Raw genomic sequence first — 24681 nt, forward strand, 5'->3', positions numbered from 1 at the left:
CAATACCTCGGCCAGCATCGCGGCGAAGCTCGCGACGCAGGACAAGGTCGACGCCTTCGTCGGCGGCTTCGGCAGCACCTCGGATTTTGCGCTGCTCAGCGCCGTGCAGCGCTACGAGCCGATCTTCATCCATCCAGGCTCGTCCTCCGTCCGGCTGGAGGAGACCTTCGGCAAGAACGATTGGTACCACCACGTCTACATCTGGGACTATCATCGCCAGAAGGCTGCGGTGAACTTCTTCAAGAGCATTCCGGGCGTAAAGACGCTGGCCATCGCCTATGAGGACAAGCTCTACGGCACCGACGGCGCCAAGTTCACCCAGCAATACGCCAAGGAAGCCGGCCTGGAGGTGGTGATGAACGAGCCCTTCCGTGCTGGGACGCCGGATTTCTCGCCGATCCTCAACCGGGCCAAGGGCCTCAACCCGGACATCCTCTTCCTGATCGGCTATTCCGGGGACAATCTCCAGATCGCCCGGCAGGCCTTGCAGCTCGGCATCAAGCCGAAGCTGCTCGTCACTCAGGGCGCCGGCGAGAAGCGCTCCGATTTCGGCCCAGCCGGCGACAATGTCGTCGTCGTCGATCTCTGGTCGGCCAAGCAGACGACGCCGGGCCTGGCAGAATGGGTCAAGAAAGCCGAGGCGAAGCGTGGCGGCGAAGTCGTGTCGAGCGCGGTGCAGGGCTACGTCGCCATGCAGACCTTGCGCGATGCAGCCAAGGCGGCYGGCTCCTGGGACCGGGCCAAGATCCTGGCCAATCTCGGCTCCACGACCTTCGACACGCCCTATGGCAAAGTCGCCTACACGGCCTCGGAGATGGGGGGCAAGCACCAGCTCATCACCGACGCGAGCATGATCGCCGTGCAGTACAAGCCCGACGGGGGCCAAGAGGTCGTCTGGCCGGCCGAGAAGGCCGCGGCCAAGATCACCTACCCCGCGCAATAGAACCCGGCCCAAGAGAGCCGGGCGCAAAGAGAGCCCGGCCAATGCCATCGTCCCGGCCGCCGTCGCAGGCGGCCGGCCCCGCGTCAGCAGGAATCACCCATGCCCGAGACATTTTCCGAACGCCTGAGCCGGCCCGGGCTGATCGTCGCGCCGGGCGTCTATGACCTGGTTTCGGCCAAGCTCGCCGACCAGGCCGAATTCGACGCGCTCTACATGACAGGCTTCGGCGTCGTCGCCTCCCATCTCGGCTATCCCGATGCCGGTCTGGCGACCTATACCGACATGGTCGGGCGCGTCCGCCAGATCGCCGAAGGCACCGCGACGCCGCTCATAGCCGATGGCGACACCGGCTATGGCGGCCTGCTCAATGTCGACCATACCGTTCGCGGCTACGAGGCGAGCGGCGCCCAGGCGATCCAGCTCGAAGACCAGGAATTCCCCAAGAAATGCGGCCATACTCCGAGCCGCCGGGTGATTCCGCTCGAGGATGCCGTCCGCAAGATCAAGGTCGCGGCCGATGCGCGCTCGTCGCCCGCGTTCAAGATCATCGCCCGGACCGATGCCCGCACGGCGCTCGGCCTGGACGAGGCACTGCGCCGAGGAGAGGCCTTCCTGAAGGCCGGCGCCGATATCCTGTTCATCGAATCGCCCGAAAGCGTCGAGGAAATGGAGCGGATCGGCCGGACCTTCGACGCCCCGCTGGTGGCGAACATGGTCGAGGGTGGCCGCACGCCGATCCTGAGCCGCGCGGAGTTGGAGGGGCTCGGATACAGGATCGCGATCTACCCGGTTGCCGGACTGCTCGCCGCCGCGAGCACGCTGCAGGCGGTTTTCGCGCATCTCAAGTCGACCGGCTCGACGCGAAATTGGGATGGCCAGCTCTACCCGTTCACTGAATTCGTCCACATGATCGGCTTCGAGCGCGTCTGGGCGTTCGAACGAGCGCACGCAGAAGACGGGGAGAGCTGACGTCAGAGATCGAAGCCACCGATCGCTCGCCATCTTTGCGTGCCGGATACGCCAGAACCTGACCTTGGCTCAGCGATGTCAGCTATGGGCCCCGTGCCCTCGCGGAAGGTTCTCTCCTGCCCCCTCGTCCGCGACGCGTCCCGGCGCTCGATCTGGACGGAGAGGCTGAAGTCGAGCGCGCCGGAGCAGCGGCCACTCAGGGTGATCCTCGTTTCCCCCTGGTCGTGGCTGAAGCTGCAGGTGAGGGATTGGCTGAACCCGGGGCGTTGATCCTGCGCCCAGGCTGGCGATGTCGCGGCCAGGACCAGGGCCACCGCAAACGCCTTGTCGGTCAGGGTGTGTCGCATCGGTTGTCCTCCCGTCGGACAAACGTGGGAGAGCGCCTCATGATCAGGTCGGCGTGACGGATTGTGGGGCTCGGCATCCGCGGGATGACCGCGATCCCCCACCGGACGAGCCGGCGCCTCATCTCGCCTGCACGCGACGGGCCAAACTTAGCACAGCGCTCGCCCGCCGTGCCACACATCCCTCTGCCCGGAGCGACTGAGCGCATCTTCGATCGATGCGAGGGTCACGCACGCGCTATCGCAACCCGGCGATGCCTTTCGCGTCATTGTCGACGAATAATATGCAAGGCACTATCAACACGCACTGCAGCGGGACGACGGGCCAGGATCTATCGCCCAGCCGTGCCAGCGCGCGCCGGAACAGCATTCCGGGAACCGAACGAACCAAGGGGATGACGACCGATGACGATTGGGGTGGGAGGCTCGAGCTTCGAGGCGGAACTCGCCAGGCTGAATTCGATGACGTCCGGCGTCGAGCCGATCGCGGTCGCCGAGTTCAAGGCCCGCATCGCAAAGGCGCAAGCGCTCCTGCGCGAGCAGGGGCTGCAGGCGCTCTATCTCGATACCTCGGCCAACCTGCACTATTTCACCGGCATCCAGCTCAAGCTCACCGAGCGCTTGCATGGCGCGATCATCCCGGCAGAGGGCGACATCGTCTATCTCAGCCCGGCCTTCGAGGAGCCGAAGACGCGCGAATACATGCAGTTCGGCGAGGATGTGCGCTGCTGGGAAGAGCATGAGGACCCGACCGCGCTCGTCGTCKAGACGATCCGCAGCCTCGGCTATGAGAGCGGCACCGTCGCACTCGACCCCCATACCCCCTTCTTCATCGCCGACGGATTACGCAAGGCCGGCAACCGCTACAGCTTCGCCAGCGGCGGCCCGATCGCCGCTTCCTGCCGCCAGCTGAAATCGGCAGCCGAGATCGCGCTGATCCAGCGTGCCATGGACATCACCATGGAGGTCCACCGGGCTGCGGCGCGGGTGCTGCGCGTCGGCCTGACGACGACGGAGCTGGTCGAATTCCTCGACCGCGCCCATCGCAAGCTCGGGCTGAGCTCGACCTTCGGCGCCGCGCAGTTCGGCGAAGCCACCGCCTATCCGCACGGCGTCCCCTATCCGCAGACGCTGGCGGACGGCGACATGGTGCTCATCGACACGGGGACCAGGCTCGGCGGCTATCACTCCGACATCACCCGAACCTATGTCTTCGGTGAGCCGACAGAGCGTCAGCGCGAGATCTGGAACCTGGAGAAGCGCGCACAGCTCGCCGGGTTCGGGGCGGCCGTGCTCGGCGCGCCCTGCGAGGCCGTCGACCAGGCTGCGCGCGGCGTGATCGAGGCCGCAGGCTTCGGCCCCGGCTACAAGGTGCCGGGCCTGCCCCATCGCACCGGCCACGGTCTCGGCCTCGAGATCCACGAGGAGCCTTTCATGGTCAAGGGCAGCCGGACGCCGCTGGCGGCGGGGATGTGCTTCTCGGTCGAGCCGATGATGTGCATCTACGGCGAATTCGGCGTTCGCCTCGAGGACATCGCCTATATGGCGGAAGGCGGTGCGCGCTGGTTCACGCAGCCGGCCCACAGCGTCGACGATCCCTTCGGCTACGAAGCCTGAGCCTCTCGCGGCAAGGCAAGTCGCAGCAAGGGACGCGCCTGCGCTCCTGCGACCCAGGGTTCAGCCTGGGTCGCAGAAGTAGTAGAAGAAGAGCCTGCCCACCGGGCGGGCATATGTCGATAAATCCTCGCGAGCGGGACCCAGGCCCTCGACACCAGCCGAAGCATYGGCCCGCCTGCGAATATGTGGGCCGCTCAGGGCAGCGCGGCGATTGTGGCGGTCACCTCGCCGCCACCGCGGCGCAAGGTGTTGAAGATCGGGCATTGATCGAGAAGGTGGCCGAGCAGCTTGGGCGCCTCGGCCGCAGACACCCCCGTGACCGAAATGGCGACATGGATCGCCGAGAAGCGCGTCTCGTCCTGCTCGTCGCGCGTCGCATCCACCGCTGCGGAGATCGCCTGGAAGGCGATGCCATGCTCCAGCGCATCACTTTCGGCGCTGGCGAGAGCGCAGGACCCCAAGGCCGCGACCAAAAGCTCGATCGGCCCCGGCGCGACCGAAGGGATCTGCCGGACCATGGCTGAATCGGACAGCAGGACCTTGCCGTGCCCCTCGATCACATAGCGACCGGGCGCCCCGGAGGTGGAGGCCGTGACGCTGTATCGTCCGCTCATCGCTTGGTGTCCTGCTGTTCGACTGGGCTGGACGGGCACACTAGCCGCCCAAGCTTTGATGCATAAGAGTTTACGACGTCGAATTTTGAAAAAAGAAATAACTTTCGGAACGACCGCTATCTAGGGATTTAATTTCTGGACGTGCCCGCATAATCGCCAATTCAATTTCGTTGACGTTCAATCACTCCGCTCGATATCATTCAACATGATCGCGATCGACCTCCTATAGAAGCAAGTCTATCTCGATTACGCTCGATCACTAGCTAGAACTATTCTATTCACTGACCACAAATCTATCGCGACGCCGCGTCGCGACAGATCCCCCCTTCCCCACCACCGCCCTCCTGCCGACGTCTCGGAACTCTTCCGAGCGCGTCCGCATGGCCAGATATCGGCCGCCCCAGGCTCCAAGAACGGTTCCATGATGAAGAAGCGCTTTTCCCTTTCGCTCGCCGCCCTGGCTTTCGGCACGGCCCTCTCGCTAGCCGCCCCGGGTTTCGCGCAAACCCTGACGATCGGCGTTCGCGCCGGCCCGGAATCGGTCGATCCGCATTTCACCTCGACGGGGACGCATGCCGAGACCTTGAAGCATGTCTTCGACACCTTGGTCTGGGCGGGCGACGAGCTTCAGCTCGAGCCCCGGCTCGCGCTGAGCTGGAAACCGGTCGGGGAAACCGCCTGGGAATTCAAGCTGCGCCAGGGCGTCGTCTTCCATGACGGCAGCGCCTTCACGGCCGAGGACGTCAAGTTCTCGATCGAGCGTTCGCGCCAGATCAAGGGACCGAGCCCCGTCTMCGTCTATGTCCGCCGCGTCAAGGAGGTGACGATCATCGATCCCTATACGCTGCGGGTCGAGACCGACGGCCCGGCGCCGACGCTGCCCAACGACTTCGTGCGCCTCTTCATCGTTTCGTCCAAGGCCGCCAAGGAGCTGCTGACGGCGGAGGCGGCGAATCCCGCCTTCAACTCCGGCAAGGCCGCGATCGGGACCGGGCCCTACAAATTCGTCTCGTGGACGCCGCGCTCCGAGCTGGTCCTGGAGCGGTTTGACGGTTTCTGGGGCGAGAAGGAGCCCTGGCAGCGCGTGGTGCGCAAGGAGATTCCAAACGATGCCTCGCGGGTCGCGCAACTCAAGGCGGGCCAGGTCGACCTGATCGCCCGCGCGCCCCTCTCGGACGTGACCTCGCTTGGCCGCGATCCCAAGCTCGCCGTGACAAAGACGGACACGATCTATCTGTTCAATGTCGACTTCGATTTCCGCGAGAAGAGCCCTCAGGTCTTCGCCAGGGACGGYTCGCCCTTGCCGAAGAACCCCTTCCTCGATCCGCGCGTCCGGGAAGCCTTCGATCTCGCGATCGATCGCCAGGCCCTGGCCGAGATCGCCATGGAAGGTTTTGGCAAACCCGTCGGCCAGCTCGTGACACCCAATATCTTCGGGTTCAATCGCGATCTGCCRATCACTAGGCCCGATGCCGCACGCGCAAGGCAGCTGCTCGGAGAGGCCGGGTTTCCCAACGGCTTCAGGGTGACGCTGAGCTTCACCACCGACCGACTGCCGGGTGACAAAGAGGTCGGCGCCGCCGTCGTCCAGATGCTTGCCAGGATCGGCATCGATGCCGTCTCCAATGGGCAGCCGACGACGATCCTGTTCCCGGCACGGCAGCGCGGCGAGTATTCGCTGACCCTCTACGGCTGGAGCACCTCCACGGGGGAAGCGCACTACACGCTGGCGGCCCTGACCCACACCGCCGATATCGCGCGCCGACTGGGCGGCTACAATGTCACCGGATACAGCAATGCCGAACTGGACAGGCTGATCGACGCCGCCGGGGTCGAACTCGACGAGGCGAAGCGGCGCAACCTGCTCGAGCAGGCCGGAGCGCTGATCGGCAAGGACCGGCCGCGCCTGCCGCTGGTGCTGATCGGCACGGCATGGGCCTCGCAGAAGGCCAAGGTGACGATCAAGCCGCGCGTCGACGAAGACACGCTGGCGATGAATATCCGCCCGAGCAGGACGAACTGATGCGCTGACATCGGCGACGGCCATTCGACACCCGGGCGGCCGGCCCTGCAACGGGCCGCCCGGGCTCTTACGTCGACGCAGCGTCGACCCGTGGCGACGGCTCCGCGCCTCTTTTGAGCTCTCCCGCGTCGCGTGGACGCCTGGGTCTCAAGCGCTGAGGCCGCTCCACGCGGGAATTCCGTTCATCAGCCGGGACTTCTAGTCATCACGGTTGTCGGAGCATGTGTAGCCGACAAAGCACGATCTCGAATTCTGGGTCCTGACCCAGGCGGGCGTGAGATACATGTCCTCCGCACAGAACGCGGAATCCTTGACGTAGCGATTGAAGATGTTGGGGCCCGAATTGAGAATGGCGGAGCCCTTCGACTGGACCAGGGCTTTGGCCTCGGCACACTGCATTGTCCGTAGGTTTGGGCCCTCCTGCGCAAGTGCCATCGTGGCAAGAAGCGATGTGCCCAGCGCAAGGGTGAGGGTCTTGGCGCAGCGGCTGGCAGTGACAAGTGGCTTCATGGCTGTTTGCTCCCTATCGCGTCGTGAGAAACGTCGTAGTCGCCTCCTGTGGGCGGACGCCTGCATTGACGGGGCAATGCCGGCGCCGAAGCGTCGTCATCTGGTGCATCTTCGCGCACCATGCCGGCAGCAGGCTCGCATGACCTGCGGTGGCACTCCTACGTTGACACCCGTTTCGGGTGTCGGGCTACTCACGCATCGGTGAGGTTCGCAATCCCCGCGTGTTATCTCCGATCGCGCAAACGGCGTGAGGGTGACGGCGCGCCTGCCACTGGCGCTGATCGGCGCGGCATCGGCCTCGCGGAAGGCCAAGGTGACGATCCGGCCGCGCGTCGACGATGGCGGAGAAAGCTATCCTCGACGGCACCTGGAAGCCTCCGATTATCGCGAAAGTGWAGTGAACGGAAAATCCGGCCAGTCACCGCAAGCTTGAGTTCAGAAAGTAATCATCTGGCCGATTGCGATCCGTGCGATGGCAGGCCGGAGCTACCTTCAATTTCTCATGTCCGCCTTTGGCTCCCAGCCAAATCTCAGCTTTCCACCCATGTGTGCCATTGGAGCGGGGAGGTGGCTCTCCGGGAAGCGGACGCCGAACTCACTTGCGGCCAGAGGTGCCTTCCTATGCTCCGAAAATCGACGGCCGCGAACGGCGGGCGGTTCGGTCGATGGCGTGCGCCACGGTACTGAAGAACTGCGCGGGCAGATCGTGTCCCATCCCATCGATCAGCATCATCTCCGCATCCGGGATTGACGCCGCGGTATCCTGACCGCAGCCGGGGTGAACGAGAGGATCGTTCGTCCCRTGAATGACGAGGGTCGGCGCCTTGATCGTAGCCAGTTGTGACCGGCGGTCACCGGCCAGCGCAATTGCCGCAAATTGGCGCCCGAACCCGCCTGGTACACGACCTCGCCGAACCTCCTCCCGGAGGAGAGCACGGCAAGCCTCTTCGTCGAACGAATAAGCGGTGCCAGCGACGCGCCGGGCGAAGGCGACGCCGTGATCAAGGAAGCCCGCCTCGTCCAAGACTGGATCGGGTGCGGGCCGCATCATCATTGTCATGGCGTCTGGTTCTGCCGACGGCAGGGCCGGGTTTCCCGTCGCCGACATGATCGAGGTGAGCGACAGAACACGGGACGGGTACTCGCTCGCCATCATCTGAGCGATCATCCCGCCCATCGAGCGCCCAACAACATGGGCCTGCGGGATGGAGAGGGCATCAAGCAGGCCGATTGCATCCGCGGCCATGTCGGCAAGTGTGTAGGTCACAGGTGGCCGCTGTCCCGCCATGAGGAGAGACACCAGCGTTCCGACATCTACGGTTCCATGCTGGGCGAAGGAGGTTGAACGCCCGGCATCCCGATTGTCGAACCGGATGACGCGGTAACCCAGCGCGGCCAGTTCCCGGCAAAAGGGTTCAGCCCAGCGGATCATCTGCGTCCMCAGTCCGGAGATGAGCAGGATGGCCTCCGCCGCTTCCTCACCGAAGCTGTCATAGGCCAGGGTGATGCCGTTACTGTTCAGGTTCTTCATCATCGTCCGCTTCCAGCCGTCAAATCCGGGTAGCCTGAAGTTTGTCTGCCCAGTGCGTGAGGCGCTCTTGCAGCAGGCGAGCGCGAACATAGTCGCTCTCTTCTTCCTCAAGACGCTCGATGATCTCGAACGTGAATGCCTCCGGTCCTTCGGCGCGCCACGCGTCCTGGAGGGAACGATGCGTGTTGTTTCCGAGCTGGAGGGTGAACCAAAGCCGGTTCTGGATCGTGGACAAGTCAGGAGCTTGTCCCACCCAGACCGCACCTGTGGGTATGCAGCGAACGGCGTAGATGCCGGTCGCGATCTCTCGTTTCCGATAGGCCGCTACGGCTGCCTTCCGATCTTCGCGTTTCATGACGTGAGCGCCTCCTGACGGCGGCGACAGCTAGCCGAAGCAGTTTGAGAAAGCAATATTACCCGGACAATATTGACGTGCGCCTTTTGGCCGGGTAATAACTCGCAGTGGAGGATCCTATGTCCGATTACCTGTCCAAGATTTGCACCGCTTTCGTCGGCACGGAGCAGCTAGCGGCTGGATCTCTGATTGACGTGGCCTTGGCGATCAAGGCCGCTGAAGGCGACCGCGCTGACGCGTCCATTCTCGTCTTCGACGATGCTACGGGCTCCGTCGTGGATCTCGACCTGCGAGGCACAACCGCCGAAGTCGTGGTCCGTCTCAGCGAGCGGGGGAAGCGAAAGACAGCGGCGGCCAGGACGCAAACGGCTTCGGACACCGATGCAGAGCCTCGCGGGCGTGGGCGGCCGAAACTAGGCGTCGTCGCCCGAGAGGTCACACTGCTTCCCCGACACTGGGAATGGCTCTCCGCGCAGCCCGGCGGGACATCACAGGTTTTACGGCGCCTCGTAGACGAGGCTCGCCGATCCGATGGCGGCCAGACCCAAGCCAAGGCCGCGCGCGAAGCCGCCTACCGCTTTCTCAACGCATTGGCCGGTGACCTTCCTGGCTTCGAGGATGCTATCCGGTCCTTGTTCGCGGGCGAGGATCGGGACTTTGCCGACCGCATGAACGCTTGGCCGCCGGACGTAAGACGCCATGCTTTGAAGCTGGCGACTGGATCATGTCCGCTTCGCGCCCCTCAGGAAGCGGATCCAACAATCCGCTAACCACCCTCCTGCGACCTTCGGAACGTCAGCTAATCCGCATAGTCCCTGGCGTCCTTCCGCCCGCCGCAAGGACGATCGTGGCCGGGTACAAAACGTCAGATTCTATCCACCAGATCATCGGACCGGATATCGTATCCGGTCCGGTGATCTAACCTTCTGTGTTTGCATCGGCTTTTCCGAAAACCGCAATCCACTTTTCGGGCCGATGCCTTAGCGATGACGATCCGCCCGATCTGGACGAGCTGATGCGCTGAGATCAGCGACGGCCGCGGTGCGCGCCGGCCTCCGCTTGTGAACGCGGCAAGGGCTTGGCCAGGCTGGAAGCAACGCGAACCTCACGGCCTGACGGCGCCGCACGCCGTCGATCGCGTCCAGACTCATCCGGCGGTTGCCTCGGGGGCAGCCGCCCCCGGGCGCACCTCCCTTTCCGGGGATCACGCGGCCCACCACGGTGGAGCTCTCTGTCTAAAATAAAATACGGAAAATCTTATTGCGATATTCRTGTGCGCGAATAAGCTCGGGAAAACGAGGGAGAGCGCGATGAGAGATGAGCAGGATGCCGCAGAGGCACCTGAGCGTTCCGAAAGCGAAGAGGACAATCGGGCGCGCATGCTTGCCAGCCCGATGTTCGTCGGCTCGTTGCAGCGCGGCTTCGCGGTGCTGGAGGCCTTCACTCCCGATCAGCGCGAGATGGGCATCACCGAGATCGCAGCCGCGACCGGTCTCGACAAAAGCGCAGCGCAGCGCTTCACGTTCTCGCTCTATGCGCTTGGTTATCTCGAGAGGAATCCGGCGACCCGCAAATACAGTCTGTCGCGGCGCGCGCTTGGGTTCGCCTATGCCTATCTGCGCAGCGATCCGCTGGTCGAGGTGGCGACCCCCTATCTCGCCGACCTCCGCCAGAACTGTCAGCAGCGGGTCGATCTCAGCGTTCTCGACGGCACCGACATTCTCTACGTCGTGCGTCTGCAAAGCCAGCGGGAGGCGTTCGGCGCAACCTTGGTCGGCCGCCGCATCCCCGCCTTCTGCGCGTCCGGCGGCCGGGCCATGCTGTCGCGCCTGCCGGAGACGGAAGCCCTGGCTCTGGTCGAACGCAGCAACCGCAGGCAGCTGACGCCCTATACCGTCACCGATGTCGATCAGATCATGGCTGCGATCGACCGCGCCCGGACGGATGGGTTCGCGATCTCCGTGCAGGAAACCCTGGTGGGCGAAATCGTGGTCTCGGCACCCGTGGTCGATATGCGCGGCTTGCCGCGGGCTGCGGTTCACATCGCCATGTCCTATGCCGAATACGACGAGAGCACGGTGCGCGAGCGGTTCGCACCGCTGGCTGTCGCGACTGCGCGCCTGATCGCCGGTGGTGGCTACTAGCGATGAGCGGCTACCCACCCACTCATTACGCGGCGACGCGAACCGACGACGCGCGCTGGCCGGGGCTGGACGGAGATCACGAGACTGAGACCTGCATTGTCGGCGGCGGCCTTGCCGGCGTCGCAGCCGCGCTGGCGCTGGCCGAGCGCGGGCGGTCCGTCATCCTGCTGGAGGCGCACCGCATCGGCTGGGGCGCATCGGGACGCAATGGCGGTCTTGCCACGCGCGGCTATCCGATTGCGATGCCGGCCCTGGCCGATCGCCTCGGCATCGACGAAGCCTGGGCGCTCTGGCGGCTGAGCAGCGAGGCGCTCGCCATCGTTCGTCGCCGGGCCGAAGCGCTCGGTCCGACGGTGCTCGTCGGCCACGGCGCCCTGCGGTGCCGGATGGCGGAACACCCGGACAGCCTGGGCTTCTATGTCTCAGCCATGAACGAGCGCTTCAATGCGGGCCTCGTTCATCTGCCGGCGGCCCAGCTCGGCGCGATGCTCGCGACCGATCGCTATGCCGACGGTTATCTCAATCCCTCGTCGCTTCAGCTGCATCCGCTGAATCTGGCGCGTGGCATGGCAACCGCTGCGGCGCAGCACGGTGCACACCTGCACGAAGGCGCCGCCGTCGTCTCGCTGAAGCGCCGGGGCACGGCCTGGACCGTCACGACGAAGGTCGGCGCCGTCTCCGCCCGTCATGTCGTGCTTGCCGGTGGCGCGCATCTCGGCCTGCTCCACAGGCGCCTGGGACTTGCGACGGTGCCGGTCGCGAGTTTCGTGATGACGACGGAGCCCGCACCCGAGCGCATCAGGCAGGCGATCGCGACCGACGCCGCCGTCTCGGATACGCGCGTCGCCACTGATTATTATCGCGTCCTGCCCGACGGACGGCTGCTCTGGGGCGGGCGGGCGAGCGCGCTTGAACCCAACGCGGCGCGGCTGGCGCGGCTGCTGCGTGGCGACATGGCGCGGATCTATCCGCAACTCGCCGATCTGAAGGTCGAGATGGCGTGGGGCGGCCTGATGCCGATCGCCCGGCACCGCATGCCGGTGATCGGCCCCCTGGAACAAGGACTATGGGCTGCCGCCTGTTTTGGCGGCCTGGGCCTGGTGAACACCACGCTCGCCGGCGAGCTGATCGCCGGCGCCATCGCCGACGGTGACGACCGCCACCGGCATTTCGCGCCATTCGGGCTGCCTTTCGCTGCAGGCTCGGCTGGCCGGGCCGCATTCCAGTTCATCTATTGGCGCCATCAGCTCGGCGACCAGTTCCAGCAGATGCGGCGGCGAGCATCGCGGCCGGCAAAGGAAACCCCATGACCGATGCAGCCGTCGCCATCTCGTCGGTACGCAAGACCTTCGCCGGCGCCAGTCAGCCTGCGCTGGGCGGCGTCTCGCTCGATATCCTGAAGAACGAGTTCTTCACGCTTCTGGGYCCGTCGGGCTGCGGCAAGACAACCCTGCTGCGCATGATCGCCGGATTCGAAAATCCGGATTCGGGCGCGATCCTGCTCGATGGCACGGCAATGGAGCGCACGCCGCCGAACCGCCGGCCGGTCAATACGGTTTTCCAGAGCTACGCCCTGTTTCCCCATATGAGCGTGGCGCAGAACATCGCCTTCGCGCTCGAGATGCTCGGCCGGCCGCGCGAGGCCATTCGGGCGCGCGTTACCGAGATGATGCGCCTGCTGCGCCTCGACGGCCTGGGCGACCGCCGGCCCGCCCAGCTCTCGGGCGGACAGCAGCAGCGTGTCGCCCTCGGGCGGGCGCTGGCGCCTGAACCGAAAGTGCTGTTGCTGGACGAGCCGCTGTCGGCGCTCGATCTCAAGCTGCGCAAGGAGATGCAGATCGAGCTCAAACGGCTTCAGACCGAAACCGGCATCACCTTCGTCTTCGTCACCCATGACCAGGAGGAAGCGCTGACGATGTCCGACCGCGTCGCCGTGATGCGCGGCGGCGCCGTCATGCAGATCGGGCGACCAGCCGATATCTACGAGCGCCCGGCCAATCTCTTCGTTGCCGAGTTCATTGGCGAGGCCAATCTCCTGCCTGCGATATGCGTCGATCGAAGCGGGGATGGCGGGAGCTTCCGCCTGGCTGGCGCGTCAGACGATGATGGCCCGATCGCCGTCGCCGATGCCGGCCTCCTTGCGCCGGGCGAGAAGGCGATGCTCGTCGTGCGCCCCGAACGCGTCGCCGTCGTGCCGGCGCAGACATCGCGCTTGCGCGGTCAGGCCCGCCAGGCCGTCTATCGTGGCAGCGATCTGATGCTGCATGCGTCTCTGCCGGGCGGGGCCCTGTTGCGGGCCCGCCTGCCGGGAGATGCCGATGTCACGGCCCTGATCGGGCAGGTCAGCGGCTTTGCCTTTCCGAGCGATGCCGTCAGGGCCTTTGCGGCATGAACGAGCTCCGCTCCCGCGATATCGCACTCACCGCGCCGGCCGCGCTGTTCCTCGTGGCCTTCATGGTCGCGCCGCTTCTGCTGATGGTCTACGTCTCGACGCTGGAGCGCGCACCCTTCGGCGGCGTGCTCTGGGGCAGCCATACCGCTGTCGCCTACGAGAAGCTGCTGCTCGAGCGCGATCTGCTCGGCGCGCTCTCCTTCAACAGCGACTATATCGCGATCTTCGGCCGCTCATTCCGTCTCGCGGCGATCACCACGGTGCTGACGCTCGCCATCGGCCTGCCGACTGCGCTCTACATGACCACGCTGTCGCCGCGCCGCGCCGCCATCATCCTGTTTCTGGTGACGGTGCCGTTCTGGACCAATCTCCTGGTGCGCAACTTCGCCTGGATCCTGATCCTGCGGAATGGCGGCCAGCTCGACAGCCTGCTGCTATGGCTCGGGATCACGAGCCAGCCGCTCGACATCCTCTACACGCCATGGGCCACCGGGATCGGCCTGACCTACTCGTTCCTGCCCTTCATGATCCTGCCCGTCTATGTGGCGCTGGAGCGGATCGACCGGCGGCTGATCGAAGCGGCCTTCGATCTCGGCGCCGACCGGATCCGCGTCCTCACCCGCGTCGTGCTGCCCTTGGCGATGCCGGGCATCGTCGCGGGCGCGGTTCTCGTCTTCGTGCCCTGTCTCGGCGCCTATGTCAGCCCGGAGCTGCTCGGCGGCGGCAAGTCGCTGATGATCGGCAATCTCGTGCAGGCCCAGTTCGGCGCGTCGCGCAACTGGCCGTTCGGAGCGGCGCTGGCGCTGGTGCTCGTGCTCATCCTGCTCTTGTCGCTGGCGCTGCTCGCGCTGGTGCGGCGGCGTGCGGAGCGCCTGTCATGATGCGCGACCAGAGCCTGCTGCGCATTCCCGGCGCCAGCGTCATCGCCGCGCTGGCGCTCGTCTTCCTGTATCTGCCGATCGTGACGCTCGTCGCCTTGTCGTTCAATGCCAGCGACCTGACGACGATCTGGACCGGCTTCAGCGTCAGATGGTACGCGGCGGTCCTCGACAATGGCGACATGCTGCGCGCGGCCAAGAACTCGCTGATCACGGCGAGCATTGCCACGGTGCTGGCGACGGCGGCGGCGACCGCCGCAACGCTTGGCGTCGCGCGCACGCGTTCGGCCTATCGCGGTGTCGTCGAAGGCTTGCTCGGACTGCCGCTGCTGGTCCCCGAAATCGTCACGGCGGTGGCGCTGCTGCTGCTCTTCGTGCTGATCGGGGCGCCGCTCGGCCTGCTCTCGGTCATCCTTGCGCACACCGTGTTCTGCATCCCCTTCGCCTATTATCCGATCCGCTCTCGCCTTGCGGGCCTCGACCCCGCTCTGATCGAGGCCGCGAGCGATCTCTACGCCTCGGCATGGCAGCGGTTCCTGCGCATCGAGCTGCCATTGCTCGGCCCCGGCATTCTCGCCGGCGCGCTGCTCGCCTTCATCAGCTCGCTGGGTGATTTCGTCATCACCTATTTCGTCGCCGGTCCCGGCGCCACGACGCTGCCCGTCTACATCTTCGGCATGATCCGCATCGGCGTCACGCCCGAAGTCAACGCACTCTCGGCGATCCTGCTTCTCACCTCGATCGCCGTGATCGGCGTCGCCTTCCTGCTCGGACGGCGGCCCGCCAGTCAACACAACGGAGGATAAGCGTCTTGAAACATTATTTCCGTCTTGCCATGGCGGCCCTGGCGATCGCCAGCGCACCAGGTATCGCGCTGGCCCAGTCCAAGCAGCTGCTGCTGTACAGCTGGGCGAATTATGTGCCGCCGGATCTGCTCAAGCGCTTCGAAGCCGAGACCGGCGTCAAGGTCAGCGTCGACGTCTATGACAGCAACGACACCATGCTGGCCAAGCTGCAGGCGGGCGGCGGCGGCTACGATATCGTCGTGCCGACCAATTCCGTGCTCGCCACCATGATCCGCTCCAACCTGCTGCAGAAGGTCGATGCGGCGAAGCTCGCGAATTTTGGAAATGTGAAGGCGCCGCATGATCGCCCCGATGCCGATCCGGGCCGCGAATACTCCGTTCCCTATCTCTGGGGCTCGACCGGCTTCACCTATGATTCCGCCAAGGTTCCCGGCGGCAAGCTGGCGGAGAGCTGGAAGGAATTCTTCGAACCGCGCCCCGAACTCGTCGGCAAGATCGCCGCGCTGAATGATCAGGGCGAAATGTTCAGCGCCGCGGCGATCTATCTCGGCCTCGATACCTGCACCGAGAACCCCGCCGATGCCCAGCGCATCCTGGAGCTTCTGGCGAAGCAGAAGCCGAGCGTGAAGATCTATTCCTCGACCGGCACGATCGATCGTGTCGCAGCCGGTGAGGTCGCGCTGCATCAGCAATGGAACGGAGCCTCGCACCGCGCCCGGGCCAAATTGCCGACTGCGGTCTTCGTCTATCCGACCGAGGGGATGAACCTGTGGGGCGACAATTTCGCCGTGCCGAAGGGCGCTGCGAACCCGGAGAACGCCAAGCTGTTCCTGAACTGGATGATGGACCCACGGAACGCCGCCGAAGCCTCGAATTTCAGCGGTTACAACAACGCCATCAAAGGTTCGGATGCGTTCATGACGGCCGAGCTKCGCGACAATCCCGCCATCAACCCGCCCGAAGCGTTGATGACGCGTTTCCGGCCGGTGAAGGATTGCTCACTCAAGGCGCGCGAGCTGCGCGACGGCGTCTGGACGCGCCTGCGCCGCTGACAGAGGACGGAGAGGCGTGCCGAAGGCCGCCTCTCCGCTTTCTTCGCTCCCACCAGGCTCGCCACCGAACAGCCTCGGGATTCMGCGCCCCCAGCCGACGAGGCGTCGCTCGTGCCCTGCGTCGCGCAGCTGACCGCTGAGGCTACGTCTCATCGCGCCCAGGCAGGTTGTTGCTCGAGCCCCTATTGTGTTGCGGCCGAACTTGGCCTTTTCTTCCTGAAGCTCGCCCAGTCATCCATTCCTACCTTCCATAATCTGCCGATCGAATCCGGAGGCCGGCAAAAGGTCTCAAACCGGATTGCCTTTGAAAGTGGAGAAGCCCGATGTTGAAGCAAATGAGCTTGGTCCTTGCAGTCTCGCTGGCGGTGGGGGTTGCGGGCTGCGCGACCGGTCCGACCGTGACAAGCCAGACAGTCATCGTCGCCGGCGTCGGCCCGGTGGAAGTCGAGCAGCTTGATGTCGAGGTTGCCGAGGTGAATCCCGCCGAGCGCATGGTGATCGTCCGGCAGGGCCGCCAGACCTGGCCCGTCGCGGTGCCGTCCGTGTTCGGCGATCTGCAGAATATCAACGCCGGTGACAACGTCCGGATCCGACGCGTCGAGGGCGTGATCCTTGGTGCCAAGCGCGCTCGGAAAGGCGCCAAGCCGACAATCGTCTATACCGAGGCGGTCAGCAGCCCCAGCTTCCAGAACCTGCCGGACAAGTTCATCGTGCGGACACTGACCGTAACCGCGAGGTTCGAGAGTTTCGATCCGGCGACAGGCGTCGTGAACTATGTCGGGCCGCTTGGACCGCGGACGCGTGAAGTCACGGATCCCGGCATTCAAGACGCGATCAGGCGCCTGAGGCGTGGCGATATGGTGGAGCTTACCTTCGCTGAAGGCTTCCACTTCCAGAAGAACTGAGCCCGTCGGCTCACCGCCGCCTGCCTATGCCAGGTGCGAGTTCCCCTCCGGAAGGAGGCGAGCATCGCGCCTGGTCGCAGCCGGGGCGCCACTCCTGCGACCAGGATGTCCTCAGCGAGGACGGGATGCATCCAGCCTTCGAGAGCGGGCCAACCTCCCGACCTCCGGTGACGGCGCCAGACCCATCAGGCACGGACGCTGCCTCACCGTCCACGCCGCTCCCGCACAGCCTTGCCCTCTACCATGTCACGCGCAGCCCGGCCGTCGCGGAGTGGGCGGTGACATCGCTGTTCAGACTGGCGTCGTAATCGGCGAACAGGGTCAGGTTGCGGTCGATCTGGAGCGAGAGGCCGGCGCCGATGACCGCGCTGTCGCGCGCGATCCGGGCACCCTGCACCGGGAAGCCTGCGGTCGGGGCGCCGATGAAGGACGCGTTCAGCACCATCGTGTCGTCGAGGAATTCATGCTGCCAGCGCCCGCGCGCCTCGACCGCGAGGCGGCCGGAGCCGATGTCGAAGCTCTTCGCCAGACGCAGGCCAAGGCTGCCGAGCAGGCTTTGCGCCGATTGCGACCGGGTCGTCAGGCCAATGCTGCCCGCGCCGGTCTCGCTGAAGCCGTCCTGGTGCAGATAGGTGTAGCGCAGTCCGGCCAGCGGCTCGATCTTAGACCAGCCGAGATCGATGCCATAGCTGGCCGCCAGCGCGCCGCTGAGGCGGTCGCCATCGTACGCGGCGCGGGCCTGGCGCGACAGGCCACCGAAGGCGATGCTGCGCTCGCTGTCGAAGCCGAGGCGGGCATAACCCAGGATGCCGTCGAAGCGCAGCGGGCCGCTGGCATAGCCGCCGTACAGCGCGCCCTCATAGGCCGTGACGCTGCCATTGCCGCCAAAATTGCGGAAATCGCCATCTGTGCTGGAATAGCCGACGCTGACGCCGGCCAGGAACGCGGGCGTGAACTGCCGGTCGACGCCGGCGATCGCGCCGCCGCCCCGATACGTGCCGCCGCCCGCATTCGCGTCGCCGCCAAGCTTGCCGAACAGGCCGTAGCCACGCAGCCAGGCGCTGCTCTGCGGCGCGACCGGGGCGGCCGGGAGCTGCCTCAGCATCGCCGCCAGCGGGTTGTTGGTCGCGCCCGGCGCATAGGCCATCGCCGAACTCCACTCGCCGCTGGGCCCGGTCTGGCCGGCGCGCAGCGCAGTCAGGCGCCGCTCGATCATTCCTGCAAAGGGCAGGAAGCCGCCGAGCGCCAGCGTGCCGAGATTGGCCTGCGTCTCGCCAGACAGCGCGGCCAGAGCGCGCTGCGCGCCGGCGCGCGTGCCGGCCGCCTGCAGTAGCCCCGCCACCTCGCGCAGGTCGCGGTCCGCGCCGGCGAGCCCGCGCTCCAACCCGCTGCCAGCCGCGCACTGGTTGGCTGAGGCGCAGACCTCCGGCGTGTCGAACGGCAACGTGCGGATGTCGAGATAGGCGACGCGGGGCTCATAGTGCAGGCTCGCCCGAATGAAGGCGGCCGTGCCGTCGCCGGCCGGCCCCTCGACACCGTCGAAGCGGCCGCTGATCCCCTGACCGGCGCTCAGCACGGGCGCGGTCAGGGAGCGCGGCAGAAGCCGGTTCTCGGCGGTGAAGGCGACGCGGCCKGCGAGGCCCGCCGAGCCGGCGACGGCGAGATGGTTGAGGCCCCCTGCGCCGTCGATCTGCTGGACCAGCGCGCCCTCGGGCCGCTGCACATAGTTGCCGTTGACCGTCAGCATGCCGACGCCATAGGCATCGCCCGCCCAGACGGCGCCGGCATTCTCGACGGAGCCGTTGATCACGCCGGTGCCGGCCAGCACGCCGAACCCGCTGACCGTGGTCGGGGAGGCAATGCTGCCCATCACCGAGAGGAAGCCGCCCTCGACGCGTGTTGCCCCGGCATAGGAGCTGTGCCCCGACAGCACGAGTTCGCCGCCGCCGCGCTTGACCAGGCCCCCTGCCCCGACGATGTCGTTCTCGAAGAATGCGACACCCCCTGGCTGCTCGATGACGAAGTCGCCCCAGTCGAAGCGGCCGGGACCGAGCACCGCCTTGCCGACGTCGAGCAACCCGTAGCCGAAGATCTCGTCCACCCCCGGCGGACCGATGTCCCGCGCCGTCCCCAACAGCGTCTGGCGCACCTGATCCGCCGTGAAGAACGGAAACATCTGCCAGACCAGGGCCGCGGCGCCGGTGACATGCGGCGCTGCGAGCGAGGTGCCGGAGACCTTGGAGTAGCCGCCGCTGGTGTTGGCCACAACGATGGGATCATCGGGAAATTCGGTGTCGAACCAGTCGCCGCCACCGGGCGCCGTCAGACACCAGTTCTTGGCCACGCCGCAGCGGTTGGTATACCAGGGCTCGTAGCCGTTCGCATAGCCCGCCACAGCCAGCCAGCCGCGCTCCAGCTCCGGGAAGAGATGCGGCAGTCCAGCCTGGGCACTCGGCTGGTTGAGACCCTGGTTCGCCGTGCCCCAGATGCTGAGAACGCCCGCAGCGACGGCGCGCCGATAGGCGGGGATGTCTGACGCATTCTCCGCCAGGTAGCTGTCCGCAGTGAATGCCGTAACCGGGCGGTCATCGCCGTAGCTGTTATTGATGATACGGACGCCGCGCGCCTGCAGGTCGGCATAGGCGCGTGCCGCGAAATCCAAATCGATCCATCCCCGCGCGTCTTCTGCTCCGGCCACGATGAGCGAGGCGCCAGGCGCGACGCCGTGCATGCCGCTGCCGTCACGGTTGGCGGCGATGACTGATGAAACCATCGTGCCGTGCCCGTCGCGATCGATCGCCTGCACCGTTCCGGTGGGATAATCGTAGCCTCCGGCGTAACGTCCGGTGAACTCGGAATGGCCGGCGAAGATGCCGGTATCGATGACCCCGACCAGGACACCGGTGCCATCGACGCCTCGGGCATAGGCCTTCGCGGCGTTGATCGTGTCCAGGCCCCATTGCGCCAGATATTCCGGCGTCCGCCACGTGTTCGGATCGGTCAGGAGACCTGTCGACTGGGCAGCGGCTGCGCTCGTCAGGACTGTCGTCAGCAACAGGGCGGCGACGGCGGGCTTGGCTCGGACAGGCAAGGGCATCCTCGGGCGGGAGCAAAAAGCCTCCGCACGGAGACTTATGTCCGCAGTTTCGAGATTCCGCCCGCGGCGCTCAATACGGCAAATGCCGTATTTCGTCCGGTGATTCCGCAGTTTTCGCCTCGCCGCGCGATGGCGCCGTCCACGGGGTCCGCGGGCTCCATGTCATCGATGCTTGGGTGATGCCCTGCGCACCCCGAGGCCAATACCAACCTGCCCACCATGATGCTGGCGGGAAAACCGGCGGATGGTCTGGTCTGAAGCAGCCTCATGGCGCAACAAGCGGAGCTGTCATCCCCTTGAGGTCAAAGGACGCCAGGCGCCTGTCCCCAGCCCCCTGTTCAGTCCACGCCAGCGCAACTCAGCTCACCCGCAGCATATCGCTGCCATCGCCGAGATAATGCAGGACATCGCGCGGGATCGAGGGGTCGTCGGGCTGCAAGGTCGTGGCGATGGCCATGTCCTCCCTGCCGATCAGGCCGGCGCGGCGATAATGCAAGGCGGTCCGGGTCGCATAGGGCTCGCGCAGCATGGTCGCCGCGATGCCGCTGGCGATGCCGAACATGAACTTGGTCTTGCTGCGCTGAACCGGCATCAGGATCGAGGTCGTCAGCTCGTTCTTCTGGACGCTCTCGAAATCGAAGAAGAAGATCCGCCCGGCCAGCGGCACCGTGAAACCGTGATATTTGAAGATGTAATCCGTCTTCCCGCGCGCTTCCGCGCTCGGAAAGCGTTCGAGATAGCAATGCTGGTAGAGGTTCTCGTTGCGGTAGATGCAGAGCAGCGAGCGGATGATCGCGCCCTTGTAAATCGATGAATACTGGTAGCGGTCATAGACCCCCGCAATATCGGGCGTCTCCCGCTTGGCGCCGAGTACGGCTGCATTCATGAAGGCATCGAACTGGCGCGAGCCGCGCAGCCGTTCCAGCACCGGGAAATAATTGCCGTCGACAAGCATCCGGACCTCGTCGGGGTCGGCGAAGAGCACGGCGATGCCCAGTCCGAAGAACTGCGAGATCAGCCGGATATTGCCGGGCGACGGCAGATGCACGCCCGAGAGGTATTTGTTGAACTGCTGCCGGTTGAGCCCGATCTTCTGGCAGACCGCCGTGATCGAGCTGTGCCGCTCGCAGAGGAACCTCAGGTTCGCCGAAAATCGTTCCACCCCATCCGGTCTCAAAGCGCCCCGCCCCCCAAGCATCAGCAGCATGATGACGCGATCACTGCGTCACTTCGCGTCAGCAATCAAGCGACTGCGAAATTGTCAGCCGGCACGGTAGCGCCGAACACTTGCGCTCAGATGTGGTGTGGAAGGCAGTGATGATCAGGCGCTTGAAGACGGCGGCACGGTCCGACGATGCGGTTCAGGACAGGGCTCTCACCAAGGCGGTGGAGGAGCTTTTGGCGCAGGTCGAGACCGGCGGCGACAAGGCGGTGCGCGCGCTGGCCACCCGGTTCGACGGGCTCGACCGCGCCTCCTACCGGCTGAGCGACGCCGAAATCCGGGCCTGCGTCGATGGGCTGACGACACAGCAGCGCGCCGACATCGCATTCGCCCAGGAGCAGGTCCGCAACTTCGCGCAAGCGCAGCGCGCGGCGCTCCGGGATATCGAGATCGAGACGCTGCCGGGCGTCATCCTCGGGCACAAGAACATCCCGATCGCGAATGTCGGCTGCTATGTGCCGGGCGGCAAATATCCGCTGCTGGCATCGGCGCATATGTCGGTCGTCACCGCCAAGGTCGCGGGCTGCGAGCGCATCATCTCCTGCGCGCCGCCGTTCAATGGCGCGCCCGCCCCCTTGATCGTCGCCGCCCAGCATCTGGCCGGCGCAGACGAGATCTACTGCCTCGGCGGCGTCCAGGCGATCGCGGCGATGGCCTTCGGCACCGAGACGATCAAGCCGGTCGACATGCTGGCCGGCCCCGGCAACGCCTATGTGGCCGAGGCCAAGCGCCTGCTCTTCGGGCGGATCGGCATCGATCTCTTCGCCGGCCCGACGGAGACGCTGATCATCGCCGACGAGACGGTCGATGGCGAGATCTGCGCCACCGACCTGCTCGGACAGGCCGAGCACGGCGTCAATTCGCCGGCGATCCTGCTGACCACCTCCGAGGCGCTCGCGCGTGAGACGATGCGCGAGATCGAGCGCCTGCTCACGATCCTGCCGACGGCAAAAATCGCCCGCCAGGCCTGGGAGGATTATGGCGAGGTCATCCTCTGCGACAGCCTGGAGGAACTGGCCGAAGAATCCGACCGGATCGCCTCCGAGCATGTCCAGGTCATGACCGCGGACCCGCAATATTTCCAGGATCGCCTGAAGAATTACGGCTCGCTCTTCCTCGGCGTGCGCACCACCGTGTCCTATGGCGACAAGGTCATCGGCACGAACCATACGCTGCCGACCAAGAAGGCGGCGCGCTATACCGGCGGGCTCTGGGTCGGGAAATTCCTGAAGACCTGCACCTATCAGCGCATCGCGACCGACGAGGCCTCGGTCCTGATCGGCGAAGCCTGCTCGCGGCTCTGCATCATGGAAGGCTTCGTCGGCCATGCCGAACAGGCCAATATTCGCGTCCGCCGCTTCGGCGGGCGCAACATCCCCTACGGCGCCGCGGCCGAATAGCCCCGATGCTCTCCTTCATCATCAGGCGCATCGTCGCGACCATCCCGGTGATGGCCTTCGTCGCCCTCTTCGTCTTCTCGCTGCTCTATATCGCGCCGGGCGATCCCGCCGCCGTGATCGCCGGCGACCAGGCCTCGCCGGCCGAGGTCGAGCGCATCCGGCAGAGCCTCGGCCTCGACCGGCCCTATCTGATCCGCTTCGGCGAATGGGCTTGGCGCGTCGTGCAGGGCGATCTCGGCACCTCGATCTTCACGGCGCGGCCGGTCACGCTGCTGATCGCGCAGCGCATCGAGCCGACGCTGTCGCTGATGGTGCTGACGCTGCTCGTCACCGTGCTCATCGCCGTGCCGATGGGCGTGCTCGCGGCCTGGAATGCCGGCAGCGTCGTCGACAAGGCGGCGATGGCCTTTGCGGTGCTCGGCTTTTCCGTTCCGGTCTTCGTCGTCGGCTATCTCCTCGCCTATGTCTTCGCGCTCAAGCTCGAATGGCTGCCGGTGCAGGGCTACACGCCGCTCGCGGAGGGTGTCTGGCCCTGGCTGAGCAACCTGATCCTGCCGGCGCTTGCGCTCGGCTTCGTCTATATCGCGCTGATCGCCCGCATCACCCGGGCGACGATGCTCGAAGTGCTGCAGCAGGATTATATCCRCACCGCCCGCTCCAAGGGCGTCAGCCATCGCAATGTCCTGTTCCTGCACGCGCTGAAGAACGCCGCCGTGCCGGTGATCACGGTCATCGGCGTCGGCATCGCGCTCCTGATCGGCGGCGCGGTCGTCACCGAGAGCGTCTTTGCCATTCCCGGTCTCGGCCGGCTGACCGTCGATGCGATCCTGCAGCGCGACTATCCCGTCATCCAGGGCGTCATCCTGATGTTCAGCTTCGTCTATGTGCTGGTGAACCTGCTGATCGACCTCGCCTACACCATCGTCGACCCGAGGATACGCTATTGACCGCGCTCACCGGCACCGAGGCGGGCGGGGCCCGGCTCGTCGCGAGACCCTCGCGGCTGCAGCGTCTCCTGCGCTATCTCGGCCGGCACCCGTCCGTCGCGGTCGGCGGCGGGCTGCTGCTTGCCATGGTCGCGATCGCCGTGCTGGCGCCGCTGCTCTGGACGGTCGACCCGACCCAGATCTCGCCGGCGCGGCGGACCCGGATGCCCTCGGAGCAATTCTGGTTCGGCACCGACATGCTCGGGCGCGACGTCTATTCGCGCGTCGTCTATGGCGCCCGCGTCTCGCTCGTCGTCGGGTTTGCGGTCGCGGCGCTCGCCTCGCTGGCGGGCCTGGCGATCGGCGTCCTCGCCGGTTTCGTGCGCAAGGCCGATGGCGTCATCATGCGCGCCATCGACRGCATGATGTCGATCCCGCCGATCCTGCTCGCCATCGCCCTGATGGCGCTGACGCGCGGCTCGGTCGGCAATGTCGTCCTGGCGATCACGCTGGCGGAAATTCCCCGCGTTGCCAGACTCGTACGCGGCGTCGTTCTCTCGCTGCGCGAACAGCCCTATGTCGAGGCTGCCGTCGCCAGTGGCGCCAGGGCGCCGCGGATCATCATCCGGCACATCATCCCCAACACCATGGCGCCGATGCTGGTGCAAGCGACCTATATCTGCGCCAGCGCGATGATCATCGAGGCGATCCTGTCCTTCATCGGGGCCGRCATCCCGCCTGCGACGCCGTCCTGGGGCAACATCATGGCCGAAGGCCGGGCGCTCTGGCAGGTCAGGCCGCATATCGTGCTGTTTCCCGCGATCTTTCTCTCGATCACGGTCCTGGCGGTCAACCTGCTCGGCGACGGCCTGCGCGACTCGCTCGATCCGCGCATCGCCAAGAGCCTGTGAGGGGAACGCGAACCCAATGATCCGGACGGGGCCCCGGATCGG

Annotated in this window: 22 protein-coding genes; 15 read left to right on the top strand and 7 right to left on the bottom strand. The window is 65.8% G+C overall.

All coding sequences use genetic code 11. From position 1 onward, the window contains the following. Together AC1DJT_RS12440 and AC1DJT_RS12445 are read left to right on the top strand one after the other, a co-directional pair. Window positions 1-943, top strand: a 943-nt coding sequence (locus AC1DJT_RS12440) for an ABC transporter substrate-binding protein (protein WP_476834156.1), incomplete at its 5' end; no start/stop codon positions are given. 99 nt (window positions 944-1042) lie between these two features. After that, a complete protein-coding gene (locus tag AC1DJT_RS12445) occupies window positions 1043-1912 on the top strand; it encodes an isocitrate lyase/PEP mutase family protein (protein WP_441507214.1) in 870 nt (289 codons plus the stop codon). Window positions 1913-1914: 2 nt separating this feature from the next. Here the strand turns inward: AC1DJT_RS12445 and AC1DJT_RS12450 are convergent, their stop codons facing one another. Next, window positions 1915-2259, bottom strand: coding sequence for a hypothetical protein (locus AC1DJT_RS12450; protein ID WP_441507213.1), 345 nt, complete (start codon window positions 2257-2259; stop codon window positions 1915-1917). A gap of 402 nt (window positions 2260-2661) precedes the next feature. On the opposite strand from AC1DJT_RS12450, the gene AC1DJT_RS12455 reads away from it, so the two are divergent. Further along, window positions 2662-3873: a M24 family metallopeptidase gene (locus AC1DJT_RS12455; RefSeq protein WP_476834157.1), complete on the top strand. Its 1212-nt coding sequence runs from the start codon at window positions 2662-2664 to the stop codon at window positions 3871-3873. A 194-nt stretch (window positions 3874-4067) separates the two neighbouring features. Here the strand turns inward: AC1DJT_RS12455 and AC1DJT_RS12460 are convergent, their stop codons facing one another. Continuing rightward, on the bottom strand, window positions 4068-4487 hold the full coding sequence (locus AC1DJT_RS12460; RefSeq protein ID WP_476769499.1) for an OsmC family protein: 420 nt from the start codon (window positions 4485-4487) through the stop codon (window positions 4068-4070). Window positions 4488-4908: 421 nt separating this feature from the next. Between AC1DJT_RS12460 and AC1DJT_RS12465 the strand changes: the two genes are divergently transcribed. Then, entirely contained in the window at window positions 4909-6510 is a 1602-nt protein-coding gene (locus tag AC1DJT_RS12465) for an ABC transporter substrate-binding protein (protein WP_476834158.1), read from the top strand. A 198-nt stretch (window positions 6511-6708) separates the two neighbouring features. Here AC1DJT_RS12465 and AC1DJT_RS12470 read toward each other — a convergent pair whose 3' ends face one another. The 3 genes from AC1DJT_RS12470 to AC1DJT_RS12480 form a co-directional block, all read right to left on the bottom strand. Continuing rightward, the gene (locus AC1DJT_RS12470) at window positions 6709-7020 is read right to left on the bottom strand and encodes a hypothetical protein (protein ID WP_441507209.1); all 312 of its coding nucleotides are present in this window, start codon (window positions 7018-7020) and stop codon (window positions 6709-6711) included. 619 nt (window positions 7021-7639) lie between these two features. Continuing rightward, window positions 7640-8554, bottom strand: a complete 915-nt coding sequence (locus AC1DJT_RS12475; protein ID WP_476834159.1) for an alpha/beta fold hydrolase — start codon at window positions 8552-8554, stop codon at window positions 7640-7642. Between the two features lie 16 nt (window positions 8555-8570). Continuing rightward, the gene (locus AC1DJT_RS12480; RefSeq protein ID WP_441507207.1) at window positions 8571-8906 is read right to left on the bottom strand and encodes a GIY-YIG nuclease family protein; all 336 of its coding nucleotides are present in this window, start codon (window positions 8904-8906) and stop codon (window positions 8571-8573) included. 119 nt (window positions 8907-9025) lie between these two features. On the opposite strand from AC1DJT_RS12480, the gene AC1DJT_RS12485 reads away from it, so the two are divergent. The 8 genes from AC1DJT_RS12485 (at window position 9026) to AC1DJT_RS12520 (ending at window position 17083) form a co-directional block, all read left to right on the top strand. Next, window positions 9026-9676 (top strand): DUF2239 family protein, encoded by a 651-nt coding sequence (locus AC1DJT_RS12485; protein WP_441507206.1) that lies wholly within the window; start codon window positions 9026-9028, stop codon window positions 9674-9676. Window positions 9677-10216: 540 nt separating this feature from the next. Continuing rightward, on the top strand, window positions 10217-11050 hold the full coding sequence (locus AC1DJT_RS12490; protein WP_476770233.1) for an IclR family transcriptional regulator: 834 nt from the start codon (window positions 10217-10219) through the stop codon (window positions 11048-11050). A gap of 2 nt (window positions 11051-11052) precedes the next feature. Beyond that, window positions 11053-12360, top strand: a complete 1308-nt coding sequence (locus AC1DJT_RS12495) for an NAD(P)/FAD-dependent oxidoreductase (protein ID WP_476770232.1) — start codon at window positions 11053-11055, stop codon at window positions 12358-12360. Continuing rightward, entirely contained in the window at window positions 12357-13442 is a 1086-nt protein-coding gene (locus AC1DJT_RS12500; RefSeq protein ID WP_476770231.1) for an ABC transporter ATP-binding protein, read from the top strand. Before AC1DJT_RS12495 ends, AC1DJT_RS12500 begins: the two co-directional genes overlap by 4 nt. Beyond that, window positions 13439-14323, top strand: coding sequence for an ABC transporter permease (locus tag AC1DJT_RS12505; protein ID WP_441493644.1), 885 nt, complete (start codon window positions 13439-13441; stop codon window positions 14321-14323). Before AC1DJT_RS12500 ends, AC1DJT_RS12505 begins: the two co-directional genes overlap by 4 nt. After that, complete coding sequence (locus AC1DJT_RS12510; protein ID WP_476770230.1) at window positions 14320-15126, top strand: ABC transporter permease; 807 nt, start codon at window positions 14320-14322, stop codon at window positions 15124-15126. Before AC1DJT_RS12505 ends, AC1DJT_RS12510 begins: the two co-directional genes overlap by 4 nt. Before the next feature lie 5 nt (window positions 15127-15131). Next, window positions 15132-16178, top strand: a complete 1047-nt coding sequence (locus AC1DJT_RS12515; protein WP_476770229.1) for an extracellular solute-binding protein — start codon at window positions 15132-15134, stop codon at window positions 16176-16178. Between the two features lie 323 nt (window positions 16179-16501). Further along, on the top strand, window positions 16502-17083 hold the full coding sequence (locus tag AC1DJT_RS12520; protein WP_441507200.1) for a hypothetical protein: 582 nt from the start codon (window positions 16502-16504) through the stop codon (window positions 17081-17083). 238 nt (window positions 17084-17321) lie between these two features. On the opposite strand, the gene AC1DJT_RS12525 is transcribed toward AC1DJT_RS12520, so the two are convergent. Together AC1DJT_RS12525 and AC1DJT_RS12530 are read right to left on the bottom strand one after the other, a co-directional pair. Beyond that, window positions 17322-20174 (bottom strand): autotransporter domain-containing protein, encoded by a 2853-nt coding sequence (locus tag AC1DJT_RS12525; protein ID WP_476770228.1) that lies wholly within the window; start codon window positions 20172-20174, stop codon window positions 17322-17324. Between the two features lie 364 nt (window positions 20175-20538). Then, window positions 20539-21342 carry an XRE family transcriptional regulator gene (locus AC1DJT_RS12530; protein ID WP_476770227.1) on the bottom strand — a complete coding sequence of 268 codons (804 nt, stop codon included), beginning with the start codon at window positions 21340-21342 and terminating at the stop codon, window positions 20539-20541. A 155-nt stretch (window positions 21343-21497) separates the two neighbouring features. Between AC1DJT_RS12530 and hisD the strand changes: the two genes are divergently transcribed. The 3 genes from hisD to AC1DJT_RS12545 are packed head-to-tail and all read left to right on the top strand — an operon-like array spanning window position 21498 to window position 24639. Beyond that, window positions 21498-22802, top strand: a complete 1305-nt coding sequence (hisD, locus tag AC1DJT_RS12535; RefSeq protein WP_476834160.1) for a histidinol dehydrogenase — start codon at window positions 21498-21500, stop codon at window positions 22800-22802. Between the two features lie 5 nt (window positions 22803-22807). Further along, window positions 22808-23749 (top strand): ABC transporter permease, encoded by a 942-nt coding sequence (locus AC1DJT_RS12540; protein WP_476834161.1) that lies wholly within the window; start codon window positions 22808-22810, stop codon window positions 23747-23749. Next, on the top strand, window positions 23746-24639 hold the full coding sequence (locus AC1DJT_RS12545; protein ID WP_476834162.1) for an ABC transporter permease: 894 nt from the start codon (window positions 23746-23748) through the stop codon (window positions 24637-24639). Before AC1DJT_RS12540 ends, AC1DJT_RS12545 begins: the two co-directional genes overlap by 4 nt. Window positions 24640-24681 lie beyond the last annotated feature (42 nt).

Source organism: Allobosea sp. 05T422_2 (assembly GCF_056396265.1).